The sequence below is a fragment of the Picosynechococcus sp. NKBG15041c genome (assembly GCF_055380235.1).
In genome coordinates this window covers 2,093,861-2,111,941 of record NZ_AP040363.1, presented here as the reverse complement: position 1 = coordinate 2,111,941, position 18,081 = coordinate 2,093,861, and the positions used below count along the sequence as shown (strand labels likewise).

Sequence of the window (18,081 nt, the reverse complement as noted above, 5' to 3'; positions counted from 1 at the left end):
CCAGCCAAATTGTTTGCGGTTCCCACTATAAACGAAAAACAATGACTTGATTTATCATTGTTTTTTCATAATTTAGCTATATTAAATTGCAGGGTTTAAATTGTTAGAAAGATAGTCAGCGGTGGCTTCCACGAGGGCGATCGCATTTTCATAAAACATTCGTGTGGGGCCAATCACGGCAACACTGCCGACGGGGATTTCTTCTTGGTAGTAATTCGCAGAAATTAAGGCACAGGTTTTCATCGGTTCGAGGGGATTTTCTGCGCCAATGTGAATTAAGGTGTGGCGATCGCCCAATAAATTATCAAACAACACAGGCAGCAATTGTTCCTGTCGCGCTTCGATCAGATGTAAAAGGGTTTGTAACTGTTCAATTTGAGAAAATTCCGGTTGGCGCAAGACTTCAGAAATGCCGCGCACTAAAATTGGCGTAGAAATAACACTGGGAGCGACTTGGGAAATTTTTTGACAAATAGTTTGTAAAAGCTCAGCACAGTGGCGAAAATTTTGATCCAGCGATTCTAAATCGAGATGGGCAATCTCTTGGAGCGATCGCCCTTGGAGATGGTGATTCAAAAAATTTGACAACACTTCCAATTCCGCACTATCACAGTCAATGGTGAGGGGAATCGATTGGGGCTGAAAGCTATCGGTCACGACGATCATCATGATCCGTTGGGGAGCGATCGCCAGTAACTGCAAATATCTTAACCGCGCATTATTTTTGTGGGGAACGGTGATCAAGGCAATATAGCCACTAAGAGTTGCCAAAATCTGTGTTGCCCGTTGGAGTGTCGATTCCAAACCCCAAAATTCCTCAGATTGTTCCTGCAAGGTATAGCTCGCTTGTTGGCGCTTGTTTGGATTTGGGGTCACCAGTTCATCCACATAAAGGCGATAGCCAGAATCCGACGGAATTCGCCCCGCAGACACATGGGGTTGATACAAAAACCCTGCCTTTTCGAGTTTGCCCATTACGTTGCGCACCGTGGCGGAACTGACCTGAAAATCATATTCCTCCACAAGGGTTTTAGACCCCACAGGCTCGGCAGTGGAAATGTAATGGTTTACCGTTGCCCGAAAAATATGTTGATAGCGGGGGCTGAGAATTTTCTGAGCAACCATATGCAAACAAATGTGATCTTAATACCAAGAAATGTAAAGAGATTCTTAAAAAAATGCAGCTTTGTTAATAAAGATTTAAGGTCTGAATTGGGGTTAGTATAGCCTATCTGTTCCTAGTAGCGTGGTAATTGACGATCGACACTAAGAGCATAGCTGTGAATCCCGCCAGCAATATTAATGACGTTTACGAAGCCGTTTTGGAGCAGCCATTGGCACATTTGAGCGGAGCGCACCCCGTGGTGACAGAGGACGTAAGTTTCAGCGGTGGGATCAAAATCGACGGCAATGCGGGGTGACCATTGTTCAAATTGGCTCAGGGGCAAATTTTGAAATCCTTCGAGGGCAACGATTTCTAGCTCAAAAGGCTCTCGCACATCAATCAGTTGTAGGGCTTTCATTTCGGCATAGCGTTGGGCAAAAGCATCGGGCTGAATTTCACGGATGGTTAGGCGATCGCTCACGGTTTGTCTACTCCTGAAAATGGCAAAGAAAAATTTTGTGAATCTTTCTCTTCACTTTAGGAACTTTCTTGGGTGAATTGCTAGGGGATCTTGATTTTGGCGACGGAATTGGGGCGCAAAGTTAAGGAGTATTGCAGTTCCCCGGTGGAGACGGTCAAGGAAATTTGGGGATGGTACAAGTAACGGTAGAGGCTCTAAATCTTTCGTCCTAACTTTGTTGGTTGCACAGGCTAAAGCCATTTTCTTTGTTCTTCATCTGTGATTGATAACGATTCTCTTTTTAAGAAACAGCGATTAATTTTTCTTGAGTTTGTATGGACTTTGCTAATTTCCCGTGGTTAACCACGATTATTTTATTTCCGATCGCCGCTGCCCTGCTGCTGCCAATCATCCCTGACAAGGATGGTAAAACGGTGCGCTGGTATGCCCTAACGATTGGCCTAATCAATTTCAGTATCATTGTGGCGGCATTTTATACCAGCTACGATTTCAGCAATCCAAATCTGCAACTGGTGGAAAGTTATCAGTGGGTGGAGGCGATCGATCTGCGCTGGTCTGTGGGGGCTGATGGGTTGTCGATGCCGTTGATTTTGCTGACGGGGTTTATCACCACCTTGGCAACCTTGGCGGCATGGCCCGTGACCTTTAAGCCGAAACTGTTTTATTTCCTGATGCTGTTGATGTACGGCGGACAAATTGCCGTGTTTGCGGTGCAGGATATGCTCCTGTTTTTCTTCACCTGGGAGCTGGAACTAGTGCCGGTGTACCTCATCCTCTCCATTTGGGGCGGTAAAAAACGGCTCTACGCAGCAACGAAATTCATCCTCTATACGGCGGGTGGTTCGCTGTTTATCCTGATTGCAGCCCTGACGATGGCGTTCTACGGGGATACGGTCACCTTCGATATGACGGCGATCGCCCACAAGGATTTCGGGCTAAATCTGCAACTGTTGCTCTACGGTGGTTTACTGATTGCCTATGGGGTCAAACTGCCGATTTTCCCATTGCATACATGGTTACCCGATGCCCACGGTGAAGCCACAGCCCCTGCGCACATGCTCCTCGCCGGCATCCTCTTGAAAATGGGTGGATATGCCCTCCTGCGGATGAATGCCGGAATGTTACCCGATGCCCATGCAGTATTTGGACCTGTCCTCGTGATTTTGGGTGTGGTGAATATTGTCTACGCGGCGTTAACCTCCTTTGCCCAGCGCAACCTCAAGCGAAAAATTGCCTATTCCTCCATTTCCCACATGGGTTTTGTGTTGATTGGGATGGCATCCTTTACCGATTTGGGAACCAGTGGCGCAATGCTGCAAATGATTTCCCATGGGTTAATCGGGGCGAGTCTCTTCTTTATGGTCGGCGCAACCTATGACCGTACCCACACGCTGATGCTCGATGAAATGGGCGGTGTCGGCAAGCAAATGAAGAAAATTTTCGCCATGTGGACAACCTGTTCGATGGCTTCCCTCGCCCTCCCTGGGATGAGTGGTTTCGTTGCTGAACTGATGGTGTTTGTCGGTTTTGCCACTAGCGATGCTTACAACCCAACCTTCCGCGTGATTATTGTTTTCTTGGCGGCGATCGGGGTAATTTTAACGCCGATTTATCTACTTTCAATGTTGCGGGAAATCCTCTATGGACCCGAAAACAAAGAGCTTGTGGAACATGAAAAACTCGTTGATGCGGAACCCCGTGAAGTGTTTGTGATTGCCTGCCTCTTAATTCCGATTATTGGGATTGGTGTTTATCCAAAAGCGGTTACTCAAATTTATGCTTCAACAACGGAGCAGTTAACCCAAGTGTTACGGGCTTCTGTGCCCAGTCTCAATCAAACGGCTAAAGCTACGAATTTTGATGTCGCAGTTCTCCGCGCTCCAGATATTCAATAATTAATTCTTAAAACAACAAGAGGCGGTGTGCTATTTTGCCCCGTCTTTTTTATTGTAAATTATCTTTTTTAACTATGCCTATTCAGGACACAATATTAATTGGATTTTTAAGTGCCCTATTAACTGCATCTGCCACTCTTTTGGGAGTTTGGCTATCTAATAAAGGACAAAAAGAGAGGCTTGAAACCCAAATCAAAAATGACAATATATTACAGCATCAAAAATTAGAGTGAGAAAAGCTAGAAGAATTATTTTCATCAGTGACAAACTGGTCAAAAGAAAGTTACTTCATGAATCAGAATTTCATAAATCCAGACAATATTACTGATTCAGTATTCGATAAAACAAAAGAAATTCAAGATTTGAACTACATTACAAAAATAGAAATGCTTTTATTTTTATACTTTCCAGAGTTTATTGATGACTTTAAAAAACTCGACGATCTAAGCAAAAAACTAAAATCAGATTTTAGAGAAGCATGTATAGCATTCGACCTATACAAAACAGATCCAAAACCTATTATCAAAAAAATAGAGCTTCTAAATATAGATTTACCTGTTCCTTCTGAAGAAGCTATATCAACACTTGATCAACTTACTCATTCTCAAGGAAAATTTTTAGAATTTATACATGAATTTCAAAAAAGAATATCCCAAAAGGGTATCAACAAATTTTCATGATTTTGGGTTTTCATTATAAAGCCCATTAATGTTCCTTTATTTATTTTGTGTGTCACGATGTGTCGGCACACTACAGCTTATGAGATTAGTGATCATCGTCCTCCACGCTCTAGGCATTAGATAATAAATTCCTAAAGTGAAAAGGGACGGTATAAAATATCATACCGTCTTCTTTATTAGTTAAAAAAATAAGCCTCCCATTGAACCACCAATAGATCCTCTAATTGCACATCCCAAGGCTGCCTTAAACGTAAATTGAGCAATTTTTAAAGCTAATTCTTGAATTTCCTGATCTAAATTTTGCCATATCTCATCTTCAAGAAATCTTTCATCATAAAATTCTTCTTCCTCTTCTTCTTCATCTAACAAGTAATCCTCATTCTCTATTTCGGACATTCGGGTATCATATGCAATCTCAATTTCTTGCTGTAGACGCTTAATAGCTTTCAATGTTGCTTCATTTTTGCCAGATCCGATAGCTGTTACTTGAAAATCTTCATGAGTAAGTGTGGCTTCAAAAAGACCATTAACAATAGGCTTGATTTTTAAATTCATACTGATAAATGAAACTAAAAAGAACAATTTTCAATTCAAAAAGTGATTGTCGATCTTACAAGACATATTCATAGAATATATTGAATAAATAAAGATTTCATAGGGTATGTCAATGAAATAAAATATGTTTTTTATGATATTGATTGGATTTGTGCGTTACGTTATGCCAACACATGCTACTGTTTATGGGGGGTAGTGATTCTCTTCTCTTGATCAAATTAGGAGATCTTTGATTAGGCAATCTTCTGTTCTCGATTGAATTAGACATTTATTAAATTTGCAATCTTCTCCAAATATTCATTAACCTCAAGACTGTGCGCTTTAGTAAAAAGTTCGAGTGTTTCTAATTTTGTGCTTTCACCATTTTCAATCCGGCTGACCTGTCGCATAGAAACACCCTTAATATCCGATTGATGTAATTTGTACTGTTCACGAAGCTTGGCGATCGCCTGACCAAAAGCCTTATCATGACTCAATTTCAGAGCCTCAGCTTTTTGTCTCCATACTGGATCAACGGCACAACGAAACGCATCTAAATCAAGATGAATATCTGCTTTTTCCCAATACAAATAACTGCCATCGATATCGACTTCAAAATCACCTCGATCTTCAGGTGCAATGCATTTGAGTGCATTCATCGAGTCAAAAGGAATTTCTAATTTTTCCATTGCACAACTGAAAACTAATAAATAATCATCAATGGCGATCGCCTCAGCAATCAAATCATTTTGAGCTCTCATTAACCATGCATTAATGACGCGCTTGGGCAAATTTTGATTTTTATGCACAAGCATATTTCATATAATGTGTAAATTAGCTTGATTAAACATTTGCGGCAATCATCTAGAATCTATATCTTCGCTTACAAATAAAGCACATAGGTGATGTTTATTATTTGCAACTCTGACAATTTCAGCAACGGCTGGTAAACTACTGACTGCCATAGATATCATTAAAATCGATTAACCTTGTGGGCAGCTTTAGGTTTCGTATACCAATAGGCCCAGGCAATGAGCACCGCTTGTAATGGCAGACGCACCCACAATGCTACCTCAGAAAATTCTGGGAATGTGTTGGGATTTAAGGCCATCTGAAGATTGGCAGGAAAAACAGCAATTAGTAAAGCAATCAGTCCCCAGGCGGCGATCGCTGAGGTTTTTGGAATCAGCAAAAGTATGCCCAAGAGTATTTCTGCAATACCACTGATGTAGACGAGCGCTATGTGCCAAGGAAGATAGGGGGGCATCATCCGGAGATAGAAATCAGTCGAAAGAAAATGATTTAGACCTGCCAGCACGAACATAACGCCCATTAGGACTTTCAGGATTGCTTTAACTTTTTTTATTGACATTGCATTTGTAAGCGATCACCTCACTCAGTTAGATTTCATGGTCTTATTTCGGTGAATATACTCTGGTGTAAAAAACAAACAATATACGGCGAGCTAAGAGCTTATTGAACTTGCGAAATACATTAGCAAAACACAGTACATTTTTTCGCATTCTTTATTGAATTTATACACTATGCTTCCTTGGCCTAGGTTACAGCCGACGAAATTGGCGATCACCTAAACAATGTAACAACTCGTTAAGCTAAAAGAAATCTCCCGTTTTCTAGCTTAACCAATGGTTGCAACCCCACTTCCTGCTTCTGAACTCCCCTTAGACTCCTTTGACTGGCAAGACGCTTGGTATCCGATCCACTTTGTCCGAGACCTTGACCCCACCAAGCCCACACGCTTTGTCCTTTTGGGGGAACCCCTGGTAATTTGGTGGCAACCCAGTAGTCAGCAATGGCACGTATTTAGCGACATCTGCCCCCACCGTTTAGCACCCCTGTCGGAAGGCCGGATTGTTGATGATTGCCTCGAATGTCCTTACCACGGTTGGCAGTTTTCAGAAACGGGTGCCTGCACCAAAATTCCCTTCCAGGCAGAAGACGGGAAAGCCCACCATAGTACTCGGGCGCAGGTGAAAACCTATGCTAGTTGCATTCGACAAGACTTGCTATTCGTCTATGCTGGCGAGCTGGAGCAGGCAAATCAAGCGCCTATTCCGACCATTCCAGCGCTAGATCAGCACCCAGGCCAATGGGCGATCGCCGATGTGATGCGCGACATTCCCTATGACGCCACAACGCTACTCGAAAATGTTTTAGACACCAGCCATGTGGCTTTTACCCACCATCCCCGGGTAGGCAATCGCAAAAATGCCAAAGAATTTATCCTCGAAGTGGGACAAATCGAGAAAACAGGCTTTACAGGCAACTGGGAAGAAGGGCCACGCCGGGGGGCTTTTGGGCCGCAGCAAACGACTTTTTTGGCCCCCGCATTGATGTGGCATGACATCCCAGAAAGTTCCTTTGGGCAGGTGATGACCGTGGTCTATGCGACGCCCACAGAAAAAGGAAAATGCCGGGCAATTGTACGGTTACCCTTCCGATTTAAAGCGGCTTTCCCTCGGTTGGCATTCAAGCTTGTGCCCCGTTGGTTTTCCCATTTGAACCAGATGGGCATCCTTGAAGATGATCAAATTTTCTTGCATCTCCAGGAGCGGGAGCTGGCAAAATCTCACAAAAACTATGCCCAAACCTGCTATTTGCCCACCAGTTCTGATTTGTTTGTACTGGCCTATCGTCAGTGGGTAGAACGTTATGGTGAGCCTTTTCCTGATGTGCCCTTTACCCCAGCGGAACCAAAGCAGGCAGAACTTTTAGAGCGCTACCATTCCCACACTATCCACTGCGCCAGCTGCCGCCAAGCCCTCAGACGGATTCAAGGCCTGAAAAAGGTGACCGTTGTTCTTGGGTTTTTGGCTTGGTTGGGTTTACCCCTCGGTATAGTCATGGGAATCCCGACCTTGGGCATGGGGGCGATCGCCTGTGTATTACCCATCTTTGGTTTGCTCTGGTGGCAGCTGCATCGCTTAGAGCGCCGCTTTTTTGTAGGGGAATATCCTCCCACCCGGAACTATCGCGATTAATGGTGCTTTTTCCCCGGGAAAAGATTTTTTGCAATCGGCCAGAAAGCTCAAGGCAACTCCCGAAGAAATCCCTATAATTCGGCTAGTGTTGGCCATGATTTCCCCAAAAAATCTGCATGGGCTCTTGGGCCGCGCCACTAAATCTCTGTGACGCTGGATTTCATCCTGAAATTATCGGCCGATCATCACCTATTTTCCTTGCGACACATTCCTATGAAAATGCCTTTCCGTTCTCTCTTGGCCTGTCTCCCGCTCTTGATGGGCTTTTGTGTTGAAGGGGCGATCGCCCAGTCCAGTTTTTCCTTCCCGACCACAGCCCCCAACGGTCAGGCTCTCCTATTGAGTCAAGTACCAGCAGGAAAACAGGTTGCCACCCAAAAAGCAGTCTATGCCCCTAACGAGGCGATTTTGGTAAATTATGCCAATCTACCGGGAAATTCTGGAGACTGGATCACAATCGTACCGGCCAATGCCCCCGACGATACCTACGAAGAATGGTTTTATACCGAAGGCCAACGCTCTGGCTCCCGCCAATTTAACGGACTGGCCCCAGGCAGTTATGAGGTGCGGGTCTACCACAATTGGCCCGATGGCGGTTATGTGGTTCAAGATCGCTATCGTTTCACCGTTGGTACCCAAACACAGACCCAAACACCCGCCAGCCGCCATATTTCCACCAATAAAACGATCTACCAAGCCAGTGAATCAATTTTGGTGAACTACGCTAATTTGCCGGGTAACTCTGGGGACTGGATCACCATTGTTCCGAGCAGTGCCCCCGATGACAGCTACAACGAATGGTTCTACACCGAGGGTCAACGGTCTGGCTCCCGGCAATTTAATGGTTTAACCCCTGGTAATTACGAAGTACGGGTCTATTACAACTGGCCTGATGGTGGCTATGTTGTCCAAGATCGCTACGCGTTTACTGTGCGCTAACCCTTAAAAGCCGACCCCAAAAATCATATTTTTTAACATCGCCTCCCAAACCTTAAAGTGCCCAGGAAATCGCAACCGGCATTTAAGTCACGGGAGGCTTTTTGTGGATTATTTAGGTAGGCATCCCAAGAGTCCGTCATTAAATTTATCAAAATCTGTCATGGTAAACCTCCATGAAATTGGCTCTTAGAATGGGATTTTGATCAAAAATCAAGTCCGGCACACTAAGGCTGGAGACTCTGCTAACACAGCTCCATAAATGTCCTGAATTAAACTGCGGGCATGGCTGTTCTGTCCGTCCACAGCGCTGTTAAACAGGGCCGAAATGATCACTTGATTGCAGGGAAAATAAACATAAAATGAGCGATAACCTAAGGTTTCTCCTTGGTAAAACCAATAATTCCCCCAGCGCTCATCGTGCCCTTGGATAATCCCCAGACCAAAACCATAGGGATCCGTTCCCGTCGTTTGGGCGATCGCCTCCCCTGTCTGGAGAGAAACAATTTGCTGCATGGCGGCTTTTTCTGCAGCGGACAGCAGATTATCTTCAATAAATAGCGTGCTGACCCAGCGAATAATATCCTCGGTATTAGAAATCAACGCTCCCGCGGCTCCGGCCCAGGCAAGGTTATTGCGGGTAATGTCTTGGCCCACCAATTCTGGATTAGTGTAGGGATTGAAATTGTAGCCCCTGACGAGGCGTTGTCGGGGGCGATCGCCTAGATCAGGCACCGGGTAAAAAGTATTAGTCAGTTGATAGGGCTGCAAAATCTGTTCTGTGATCAGGTCCGCAAAAGATTGCTCCGTAACGGTTTCTAAAATCAGAGCACTCAGCAAATAGCCCGTATTCGTGTAATCATAGCCAGTTCTGAGGGGTGGTTTGGGAGCCGTCGATTGAGGATAGACTAAGTCAAGCAGCTGCTCTTTTGTCCAAGCTTGTTCGAGGTCTTGGGCAAACCAGTAATTCACCGTCGGACTATCTGAATAATTGGGCAAACCAGAGGTCATATTCAAAAGCTGCGTCGTTGTCACCCCAGACCAATGGGAGTACTCAGGTAAATATTGCGTAAAATCAACATCTAGATCGATAGTATGATCCCGCTGATTTTTTAATAGCAAAGCCGCCGTAAATGATTTTGTGATGCTGCCAATCTGGAACAGACTTTCGGGAGTAATCAGGTCACTATTAGGGTCGTGACTTTCTTGGCCAATAACATAGGTTTCTGTTTCGGCATCACCTACCTTAACCGAGAGTTGAATCGCAGAAAAATATTCTAAATCACGGTATTGGGTATAGTGATTTTCTAAGAATTGGTTAATTTCTTGGTCGGGGAGAGCTCGGGCAAGCGTCGGAAAAGTAAAAGAACCTGTCATTCCTAAAGCTACCAAAGCCATTAATCTAATCATAATGATTGCTACATTTGTCCTCGTGTCCCGTTCATTATGAAGAGAGATTCAAAAAGCAATGCAATCAGTTTAGAAATATTGATATAGATGTTGTCTGCTATTTTTTGATAAAAACAGCAGTGATTGAAGAAATTATTTGCGGTTTGTTTTGATATTTACTGCTGGGTTTGGAAAGATTTTTTAAGAGTCAGGGAATTGGTGACAACCAGCACAGAACTCATCGCCATCAAGCCAGCGGCACTGGCAGGGCTGAGGCTGAAATTATATTGAGGCAACAACATTCCGGCCGCAAGGGGAATAGCGACGAGGTTATAGCCACAGGCCCAGATGAGGTTTTGGTGAATCACTTTAACAGTGGCGCGGCCCAGGGTTAAAGTTTGGTCAAAATCCCATAGGCGATCGCCCATCAAGACAATATCGGCGGTAGCCAGTGCAATATCAGTACTACTTTGGAGAGAAATGCCCACATCGGCGGTGGCAAGGGCCGGGGCGTCATTAATGCCATCGCCAACCATGGCGACGACCTGGCGATTTTCCTGGAGATCCTGAAGGAATGCTGCTTTTTCTGTGGGGGACAAGCCGCCATGGGCCTGGTTAAGCTGGAGGGTACTCGCTAACTTTTGCACTACGGATTCTTGGTCGCCGCTCAAGAGAATCACGTCGAGATTTCGGGCTTTGAGATTTTCGATCAGAGCCGCCGCGTCGGCACGAATGGGATCCGCGATCGCCACCAGACCTGCCACCTGCTGATTGATCGCGATCACAATGGGCGTCTGGCCTGCATTCGCCCAAGCTCCAAGGGTGCTTTGGGCCGTTTTTGGGATGGAAATTTGGGACGCAGTGAACCAGGCTGGACTGCCAATGTGCAGTTGGTGGCCATTGACCAAACCCGCAATGCCTTTGCCCAAGCAGGTTTCTACCTGATCCGGCTCTAATAATACTAAGGCTTGCTGTTGGGCGATCGCCATAAAAGCCCTGCCGTAGGGATGGGTCGTGCGCTGCTCTAAACTTGCGGCTAATTGCAACAGGGGAGCCTCTTGCCACGGGGCGAAGCAAACGACCTCCACAATCTGGGGTTTCCCCTGGGTGAGTGTGCCCGTTTTATCAAAAACGACGGTGGTCAATTGGTTTAAGCGCTCGAGAATATCGCCCCCTTTGATGATGATCCCCTGTTCTGCCCCCAGGCCTGTCCCGACTAAAAGGGCGGTGGGGGTCGCCAACCCCAGAGCACAGGGGCAGGCAATCACCAGCACAGCGATCGCCAATTTTAAACTGAGAATTTCTGGGTTTGTTTCCCCTGGCGTCAGCCAGAGACGCGTCCCCACAAATTCCCAAAATAGAAAAGTGAGGGCGGCGATCGCCATGACGCCATAGGCAAAATATCCGGCCACCGTATCCGCCATTTTTTGTACGGGGGCTTTGCGGGTTTGGGCCTCTTCCACAGTGCGGATAATTTGGGCAAGCAGGGTATTTTCGGCCGTTTGACTCGCCTGGACAATAATCACGCCCAGTTGATTTAGGGTGCCGGCTTTCACCGCATCTGCCAGAGTTCTGGTCTGGGGCAGGGCTTCCCCCGTTAACATCGCCTCATCAACGGTGGTTTCGCCGCGAATAATCACCCCATCGACAGGAATTTTTTCCCCGGGCAGGACGCGCACCCATTCACCAATCTGCACCTGGGCCACGGGAATGGTGATTTCTTCAGTTTCCCCCTTATGTTCTCGGCCCATTAGACGGGCCTTTTGGGGTTGGAGGGCGAGGAGTGCTTCGAGGGCGGCGATCGCCTTGAGTCTGGCATTGCCTTCGAGGGTGCGACCGAGGAAGATAAACCCTAGCAACATTACTGGCTCATCAAAAAAACAATCCCAACCCAACTGGGGCAGCAACCAAGCTACACAGCTGGTGATGTAGGCACTTAGGGTTCCTAGGCCCACCAGGGTATTCATATTGGCATGGCCTTTGATCAGTCCCAGCCAGCCGTCTCGGAGAATTGGCAGCCCCGGAATAAACAGGGCTAAAGTCGCCATCCCCCAATGAATACCCATCAGGTGCAGCAAGGGGATTTTTAGGCCCGTCAAGTGGTGGATATGCCCCAAGCTCGACGCCAGGAGTAAGATAATTGCTGCCCCCAAACGCCAATATTGTTCCCGCTGGGACTGGTTTCGTTTTTCTTGGTATTGATTAAAGGTTTCTGTTGCTGCTTGGCGGGGTTGGCTGGGGAAACCCGTTTGGGATAACTGTTGGGCGATCGCCTCCGGTTGAATTTTTGCGACCTCATAGGTGACGACGGCCACCTCCGTGATCAGATTCACCACCGCTGTACTGACCCCCGGCTGTTGTAAGAGCTGTCGTTCCACCGCTTTGACGCACCCAGCACAGCGCATCCCCTGCACATCGAAGGTGGTCGTGACTAGGTTTTTTGGGGGGGAAGGAGATTCGGCGCGGGGGGGACTCGAAAGCATAGCGTGGGCCTCAACTGCAACGGGCTACTTTCCTGAGTATGGCAAATATTTTTGAGGCGATCGCCAATTGTTTAGGAGGATGACACAATTACCCTGACAATAGAGCCGCCATAATCGCTTGAAAGTTTAGCTCAGTGGGCTGCTGTTTATAGCGGCGCAGGTGGGGCCGTAGGATCGTCTGGCTTCCCTGAGGAAAGTCCGGGGCCACATATTCTGCCAAGATACTCCCCCAGAACAGTCCCTGAAGAGCACTGGTGAGATTTTGGGGACGACGGTTGAGACTCGCACCGCTAAAGTCCAGCAAGACCGGTCGCTGCCGATCATCGACGATGACATCTTGGGTGAGACAGCCCATATCTCCTCGGTCGAGGCCCACCTGATCAAGGGCAAAAGCCTGGGTCAAAATATTTTTCACCACAGCCTGCCGCGCCTTGTGCTGGAATGCTCCTTGGTGATCTTGCAGCCAAGACAAAAGCGATCGCCCAGCCACATATTCCATCAGGAGGAAGTCCGCAGAACCCTTGAGCAGGCGTGGCCCAATTCCTGATTGATTCGCTTTTTGGAGGTGCTGCATTTCTGGGATCAAGCTCTGGTGATTACTGTCTAGGCGGCGAATTTTGAGGGCGCAGGATTTCCCTTGCCAAGGTACCAACACCACAACCCCCACATAACCTAAACCGAGCACTGGAAAGCCCCCCAGATTTTTTGGCCCCACCGCCCACAGGCTCGTAATCCCCCAAGAATGCAAATGCGATCGCCTTTTTTCAACTTCCAGGGCCGTTGCCATGGGATAACCCAGAATTGCGGCGGGAAATTCATCAACAGGATTTATCAAAATAATCACACCCTCCCTTTGCCCAGGATTACCAATACCATCCATCAGAAATTTTCCTACAGCAGAAGGGAACCAATGTGGGAGAATATAGCCCTATCCCTCGCCCTCAGGAGTCGAAACTATGCAAGAAGCCGTAGGAGTTATCGAAACTCTAGGTTTTCCTGCCGTCCTTGCCGCCGCCGATGCCATGGTCAAAGCCGGCCGTGTCACCATTGTTTTTTTTGATAAAGCCGAAAAAGGGAACTTTATCGTTGTCATTCGTGGCCGAACCTCAGAAGTACGTCCGGCAATGGAAGCAGGCCTCCGGGCTGCAGAAGAAACCTTTGGTGGCGAAGTGATGAGTCACTATACCGTGCCGAATCCCCCCGACAATGTTGTTGGGATTCTCCCCCTGGAATATAGCCAAGCTTCCCTAGAATTTCGGTCCTAACCCCTGAAAAACTTTGGTGTTTTGGCCAATTTTAGAGAATAATATGTGCTTGGATAGAGAACCCTAAATAAATAAGTTTTACTAATCGTTACGATAAAGGAGACCCCCTATGCCCGCTCAATCTGCGGTTGGATCACTTGAAACAAAAGGCTTTCCCGGAGTACTTGCCGCTGCAGATGCGATGGTTAAAGCCGGTCGTGTAACCCTGGTGGGCTACATTCGTGTTGGTAGCGCCCGGTTTAATGTCAATATTCGTGGTGACGTTTCAGAAGTCAAAACCGCCATGGCCGCAGGCATTGAAGCCGTCGAGAAAGCCCATGGTGGGGTTTTGGAATCTTGGGTGATCATTCCCCGTCCCCATCCCAACGTCTGTGCGGTGCTGCCCATCGACTACAGCGAAGAGGTCGAACCCTACCGGGCCGCCGTTGAAGGAACCCGCGCTTAGATTTATTCCTCGCAAATCATTTATAAATTTCCCAAAAGCCTATTTTTATGGGCTTTTTTCATTTGCGCGGTCAGAATGGAAACAGGCGTTGCAGTTAAGAGTAATTAGACATTAGTGATTGGTCAGAATCGAGAGGGAACCATGGCAAATTTAATCGAATTGGCGAAACAAACCCGGGCAGCGGCCCAAAAGTTAGCGACATTAACTTTGACCCAGCGGAATGATGCTTTAGTAAAAGTTGCTGAGGCTCTCACGGCCAACCAAGCGAGAATCGTCGCGGCCAACCAGGCTGATTGTGCAGCGGCTGAGCGGGATGGGATCGCCCCGGCTCTCTATGCTCGCCTCAAGTTAGGGGAGAGTAAATTGCAGGGGGCGATCGCCGGCATTTATGATCTGATTAATCTCCCCGATCCGGTGGGCCATCTCCAGATCCACCGAGAACTAGATGACGGTTTAGTGCTGAAACGAGTGACCTGTCCCCTGGGGGTGTTGGGGATTATTTTTGAAGCCCGCCCGGAAGCCCTGATCCAGATCACGAGCCTGGCGATTAAGTCGGGTAATGGGGTGATTCTCAAAGGGGGCAAAGAAGCGCTCCAGTCCTGCACCGTTTTGACAGAGGTGATCCAAACAGCTCTCCAAGATACGGCGGTTTCTCCCCAAGCCGTTACTCTTCTGACCACTCGCGAAGAAATTAAAACCCTCCTGTCCCTCGATCAATATGTGGATCTGATCATCCCCCGGGGTTCCAATGCCTTTGTTCAGTATGTGCAACAAAATACCAATATTCCGGTGCTGGGCCATGCGGATGGGATTTGTCATTTGTACATCGATGTCGCCGCCGATTTAAGCAAAACCATTCCGATTGTTGTCGATGCAAAAACCCAATATCCAGCTGCCTGTAACGCGGTAGAAACGCTGTTGGTCCACGAAAAAATTGCTCCGGAATTTCTGCCTCAGATCGCGGCGGCCCTCACCGCGAAACAAGTGACCGTGATCGGCGATGAAGCGACCCAAAAGATTATCCCTGTACAGCCAGCGACGGCGGAGGATTGGCGCACAGAGTACAGTGATTTGGTCCTAGCGATTAAAGTTGTGCCGGATGTCGCAGCGGCGATCGCCCACATCAATACCTACGGCTCTAAGCACACCGATGGGATTATCACAGAGGATACGGCGACGGCCCAACAGTTTCTCAATGAAGTCAATGCCGCCGGGGTTTACCATAACTGTTCAACCCGCTTTGCCGATGGGTTCCGCTATGGCTTTGGGGCCGAGGTGGGGATCAGTACCCAAACCCTACCGCCCCGTGGCCCCGTTGGTCTAGAAGGGCTCGTGACCTATAAATATCAGCTTGTTGGTCATGGTCAAATTGCGGCCACCTACAGCGGCCCCGACGCCAAATCTTTTACTCACCGAGATTTGATTTAAATTAACGGGTTTCGGCGATCGCATACATCCGGAAAATCGATTTTAAGAAAGCCCAAGCAGTGACATGTTCTTCCACAAAATTTTCTTGCCACTGATCAGGGCGGCAATAAAGCAGCGGGATTAATCGCCGTTGATCTGCCAGGGACAGACTTTGGAAGTGGATGCCGACCACCAGCCATTGTTTGTCCTTTGTCGGTTTTTGCCAGCGTAGCTCCACTGGCAGCGACTGATCGAGGGCTTCTAGCCACAGTTCTGCGCTCTGGGGTAAAGGTGCGCTGGCTGGGTCGCGCTGGAGACGTAGGGCCGCCCCCCCTTCTGACAGATCTAAACTCTCCCCTGTCCAAGTTCCTTCAGGCGATCGCAGCTCACAGGGGTAACGTAAATTAAAACGAGGATGCGCTCGTTGGGGTACATCTACCGCCACAAAAATACAAATATAAAGCAGCCCCAGATTATAAAATGTCCAAAAAATATTGACCATCAAGCTATCAGGATTAACCGTGCTCCAGCTCAGGCCCGTTAAACGTAACGTAATCCCAAAAATACATAAAAACATAATCACCAAAGGGGGCCAGACCAGTTGCCAATTAACATTGAGCTGGCTCCCTGAAACTCCTTTGGGCGTCACCTTAAACCCTTTGCCAAAAGGTTTCCAGAGAGTCCGAAAAATGGTCAAAGTCATAGGAAAACAAAGTAGAGTTTCATAGACATCAGACCAAAAGCTCGATCGCCTCCCCCCTGTCAGCCAAGAAAAAACCAAGATATTACTGAAATAGTAGGGAACATAAAAAGCTAAAATTCCCTCTACTGTGGCCCGTAGAGGCGCAAGCTCAAACAACAAATACGCCAATGGCATCAAAAGAAAACACAGACGAGGCAGCGCCAAAAACCAGTACAAAAGCCCTAGGCTATGCGATAGGCGCTGAACCGGATTGAGTCCAGGTAAAGAAAAAATATTTGTTTTACAAAAAAGCGTCTGAATTGTGCCCTGGCCCCATCGGAGCCGTTGACTAATATAGTCTCCAATCGTTTCCGGTGACATGCCAGCAGAAACAGCTTCATTGAGATATTTGATGCGATAGCCCCGACCTTGGAGATGTAAAGAAGTAAAAAAATCTTCAGTAATACTCTCAGTAGGAATGCCGCCAATTTCATCGAGGGCCGATCGCCGAATCACAAAACAAGTCCCACAGCAGATCACAGAGTTTGTCACATCGCGGCTGGGTTGAATATAACGGAAAAATAAGGTTTGCTCGTTCGTTAAGACCGACTGCAGCCCTAGGTTCACACTGACCGGATCTTCGTTATAAAAATTCTGGGGGGTTTGGACCATCGCCACCTTTTCATCCTGAAAAAAGCCGACAGTGCGGGTCAAAAAATTGGTTGTGGGAATAAAGTCCGCATCAAAAACCACGATTAAATCCCCGTTAATCTTCCCTAGGGCATGGTTGATGTTGCCAGCTTTTGCATGATTATTATCAGGGCGATCAAAGTAATGACAGCCTAATTCTTCTGCTAAGGCACGAATATGTGGTCGGCGCATATCATCTAACAGATAAATCTGCTTGTGGTCATAGTCCATCGCCTGACAACCAATCACAGTACGCCGCAGAATATCGGCGGGCTCATTGTAGGTGGGAATGAGCACATCTACGGTCGGTTGATAGGTTTTGGCGATGACTGCCTGGGAAAGGCGATCGGCCTCTGGACTGCGATCAATGGTCAAAATCGTATTCAGTAGAAATGCAGCCGTGTTGAAAAAAGTGACCAATTCCATCACAAACAGCAGCACACTCAGGGTGCCATTGAGGGGATCATCCAAATTGAGGGTTTCAAAAAAACGCCACAATTCATAGCGAGCTCCCAGAATTACGAGTGAAAAGGAAGCAAAGGAACGAGTCCAGGTATTGGGTTTAGAAAAGACTTCTCGCATCACCCCCAAGACAATGAGCCAACCAAAGGTCGGCAGCAATAATACAAAGCGATCGGCACTAGAGGGGTTAAACCAAGTGCCAGCCTGATACCACCAAGAGACAAGGCGGGGGTACATGTCCCAATATCTGATCTGAGGCCAAAGCCACATGGCTCCCCCCAGGGCGATCGCAAACAAGAGCAGTAATTCAATGTTGTCAAGAAAACTTCTGGCTGGCTTTTCTGGGGGAGAAGCAGATTTAGGGGGCTGGTTAGATTGCTGTAAAGTCATGAAAATTTGTAGGCACTTTTGTCCATATGGAGAACCTAAGGCTTAGATTAGTCAAGGCCGGTTACTATCAAGGCACTAAATTTAGCGCGAGATCTCTTTTCAAAGATAAACAATACTGAATTGGGCAAACTATGGGGACAATCGTTCTGTTATCAAATTTTAAAGTTCCCTAGACTGGGGGCAAGTCTATCTTGCTTCAAAGATATTGCTTCGGAAAAGTTACTGGGCTAATTGG

General features: G+C 47.1%; 17 protein-coding genes. 8 read left to right on the top strand and 9 right to left on the bottom strand.

The features are described 5' to 3' along the window. Window positions 1-81 precede the first annotated feature (81 nt). Both hrcA and ACZ45B_RS10135 read right to left on the bottom strand, forming a co-directional pair. A complete protein-coding gene (gene hrcA, locus ACZ45B_RS10140; protein WP_024546197.1) occupies window positions 82-1,125 on the bottom strand; it encodes a heat-inducible transcriptional repressor HrcA in 1,044 nt (347 codons plus the stop codon). Window positions 1,126-1,238: 113 nt separating this feature from the next. Then, entirely contained in the window at window positions 1,239-1,586 is a 348-nt protein-coding gene (locus ACZ45B_RS10135) for a rhodanese-like domain-containing protein (RefSeq protein ID WP_024546198.1), read from the bottom strand. 314 nt (window positions 1,587-1,900) lie between these two features. Between ACZ45B_RS10135 and ACZ45B_RS10130 the strand changes: the two genes are divergently transcribed. From ACZ45B_RS10130 to ACZ45B_RS10120, 3 genes are all read left to right on the top strand, one after another. Beyond that, window positions 1,901-3,481 carry an NAD(P)H-quinone oxidoreductase subunit 4 gene (locus ACZ45B_RS10130; RefSeq protein ID WP_024546199.1) on the top strand — a complete coding sequence of 527 codons (1,581 nt, stop codon included), beginning with the start codon at window positions 1,901-1,903 and terminating at the stop codon, window positions 3,479-3,481. 74 nt (window positions 3,482-3,555) lie between these two features. Further along, window positions 3,556-3,714, top strand: coding sequence for a hypothetical protein (locus tag ACZ45B_RS10125; RefSeq protein WP_158505990.1), 159 nt, complete (start codon window positions 3,556-3,558; stop codon window positions 3,712-3,714). A gap of 57 nt (window positions 3,715-3,771) precedes the next feature. Next, on the top strand, window positions 3,772-4,161 hold the full coding sequence (locus ACZ45B_RS10120; protein ID WP_024546200.1) for a hypothetical protein: 390 nt from the start codon (window positions 3,772-3,774) through the stop codon (window positions 4,159-4,161). 180 nt (window positions 4,162-4,341) lie between these two features. On the opposite strand, the gene ACZ45B_RS10115 is transcribed toward ACZ45B_RS10120, so the two are convergent. From ACZ45B_RS10115 to ACZ45B_RS10105, 3 genes are all read right to left on the bottom strand, one after another. Next, on the bottom strand, window positions 4,342-4,716 hold the full coding sequence (locus tag ACZ45B_RS10115; protein ID WP_024546201.1) for a hypothetical protein: 375 nt from the start codon (window positions 4,714-4,716) through the stop codon (window positions 4,342-4,344). 260 nt (window positions 4,717-4,976) lie between these two features. Then, window positions 4,977-5,510, bottom strand: coding sequence for a helix-turn-helix transcriptional regulator (locus ACZ45B_RS10110; protein ID WP_051352940.1), 534 nt, complete (start codon window positions 5,508-5,510; stop codon window positions 4,977-4,979). A 158-nt stretch (window positions 5,511-5,668) separates the two neighbouring features. Further along, window positions 5,669-6,067 (bottom strand): MauE/DoxX family redox-associated membrane protein, encoded by a 399-nt coding sequence (locus ACZ45B_RS10105; RefSeq protein WP_029681855.1) that lies wholly within the window; start codon window positions 6,065-6,067, stop codon window positions 5,669-5,671. Between the two features lie 274 nt (window positions 6,068-6,341). Here ACZ45B_RS10105 and ACZ45B_RS10100 point away from each other — a divergent pair, with 274 nt between their 5' ends. Both ACZ45B_RS10100 and ACZ45B_RS10095 read left to right on the top strand, forming a co-directional pair. Further along, on the top strand, window positions 6,342-7,697 hold the full coding sequence (locus ACZ45B_RS10100; RefSeq protein ID WP_024546203.1) for an aromatic ring-hydroxylating dioxygenase subunit alpha: 1,356 nt from the start codon (window positions 6,342-6,344) through the stop codon (window positions 7,695-7,697). 213 nt (window positions 7,698-7,910) lie between these two features. Then, window positions 7,911-8,636: a hypothetical protein gene (locus ACZ45B_RS10095; RefSeq protein ID WP_024546204.1), complete on the top strand. Its 726-nt coding sequence runs from the start codon at window positions 7,911-7,913 to the stop codon at window positions 8,634-8,636. A gap of 210 nt (window positions 8,637-8,846) precedes the next feature. Here the strand turns inward: ACZ45B_RS10095 and ACZ45B_RS10090 are convergent, their stop codons facing one another. From ACZ45B_RS10090 to ACZ45B_RS10080, 3 genes are all read right to left on the bottom strand, one after another. Continuing rightward, window positions 8,847-10,043 carry a serine hydrolase domain-containing protein gene (locus ACZ45B_RS10090; RefSeq protein WP_464674866.1) on the bottom strand — a complete coding sequence of 399 codons (1,197 nt, stop codon included), beginning with the start codon at window positions 10,041-10,043 and terminating at the stop codon, window positions 8,847-8,849. 155 nt (window positions 10,044-10,198) lie between these two features. Continuing rightward, entirely contained in the window at window positions 10,199-12,505 is a 2,307-nt protein-coding gene (locus tag ACZ45B_RS10085) for a heavy metal translocating P-type ATPase (RefSeq protein ID WP_024546206.1), read from the bottom strand. 88 nt (window positions 12,506-12,593) lie between these two features. Then, the gene (locus tag ACZ45B_RS10080; RefSeq protein ID WP_464674865.1) at window positions 12,594-13,349 is read right to left on the bottom strand and encodes a hypothetical protein; all 756 of its coding nucleotides are present in this window, start codon (window positions 13,347-13,349) and stop codon (window positions 12,594-12,596) included. Between the two features lie 112 nt (window positions 13,350-13,461). Between ACZ45B_RS10080 and ACZ45B_RS10075 the strand changes: the two genes are divergently transcribed. The 3 genes from ACZ45B_RS10075 (at window position 13,462) to proA (ending at window position 15,643) form a co-directional block, all read left to right on the top strand. After that, window positions 13,462-13,770: a carbon dioxide-concentrating mechanism protein CcmK gene (locus ACZ45B_RS10075; protein ID WP_024546208.1), complete on the top strand. Its 309-nt coding sequence runs from the start codon at window positions 13,462-13,464 to the stop codon at window positions 13,768-13,770. 109 nt (window positions 13,771-13,879) lie between these two features. Continuing rightward, window positions 13,880-14,215: a carbon dioxide-concentrating mechanism protein CcmK gene (locus tag ACZ45B_RS10070; RefSeq protein ID WP_024546209.1), complete on the top strand. Its 336-nt coding sequence runs from the start codon at window positions 13,880-13,882 to the stop codon at window positions 14,213-14,215. A 117-nt stretch (window positions 14,216-14,332) separates the two neighbouring features. Then, entirely contained in the window at window positions 14,333-15,643 is a 1,311-nt protein-coding gene (gene proA / locus ACZ45B_RS10065; RefSeq protein WP_255326079.1) for a glutamate-5-semialdehyde dehydrogenase, read from the top strand. A 1-nt stretch (window position 15,644) separates the two neighbouring features. Here the strand turns inward: proA and ACZ45B_RS10060 are convergent, their stop codons facing one another. Continuing rightward, the gene (locus ACZ45B_RS10060; RefSeq protein WP_024546211.1) at window positions 15,645-17,846 is read right to left on the bottom strand and encodes a glycosyltransferase; all 2,202 of its coding nucleotides are present in this window, start codon (window positions 17,844-17,846) and stop codon (window positions 15,645-15,647) included. Between the last annotated feature and the right edge of the window lie 235 nt (window positions 17,847-18,081).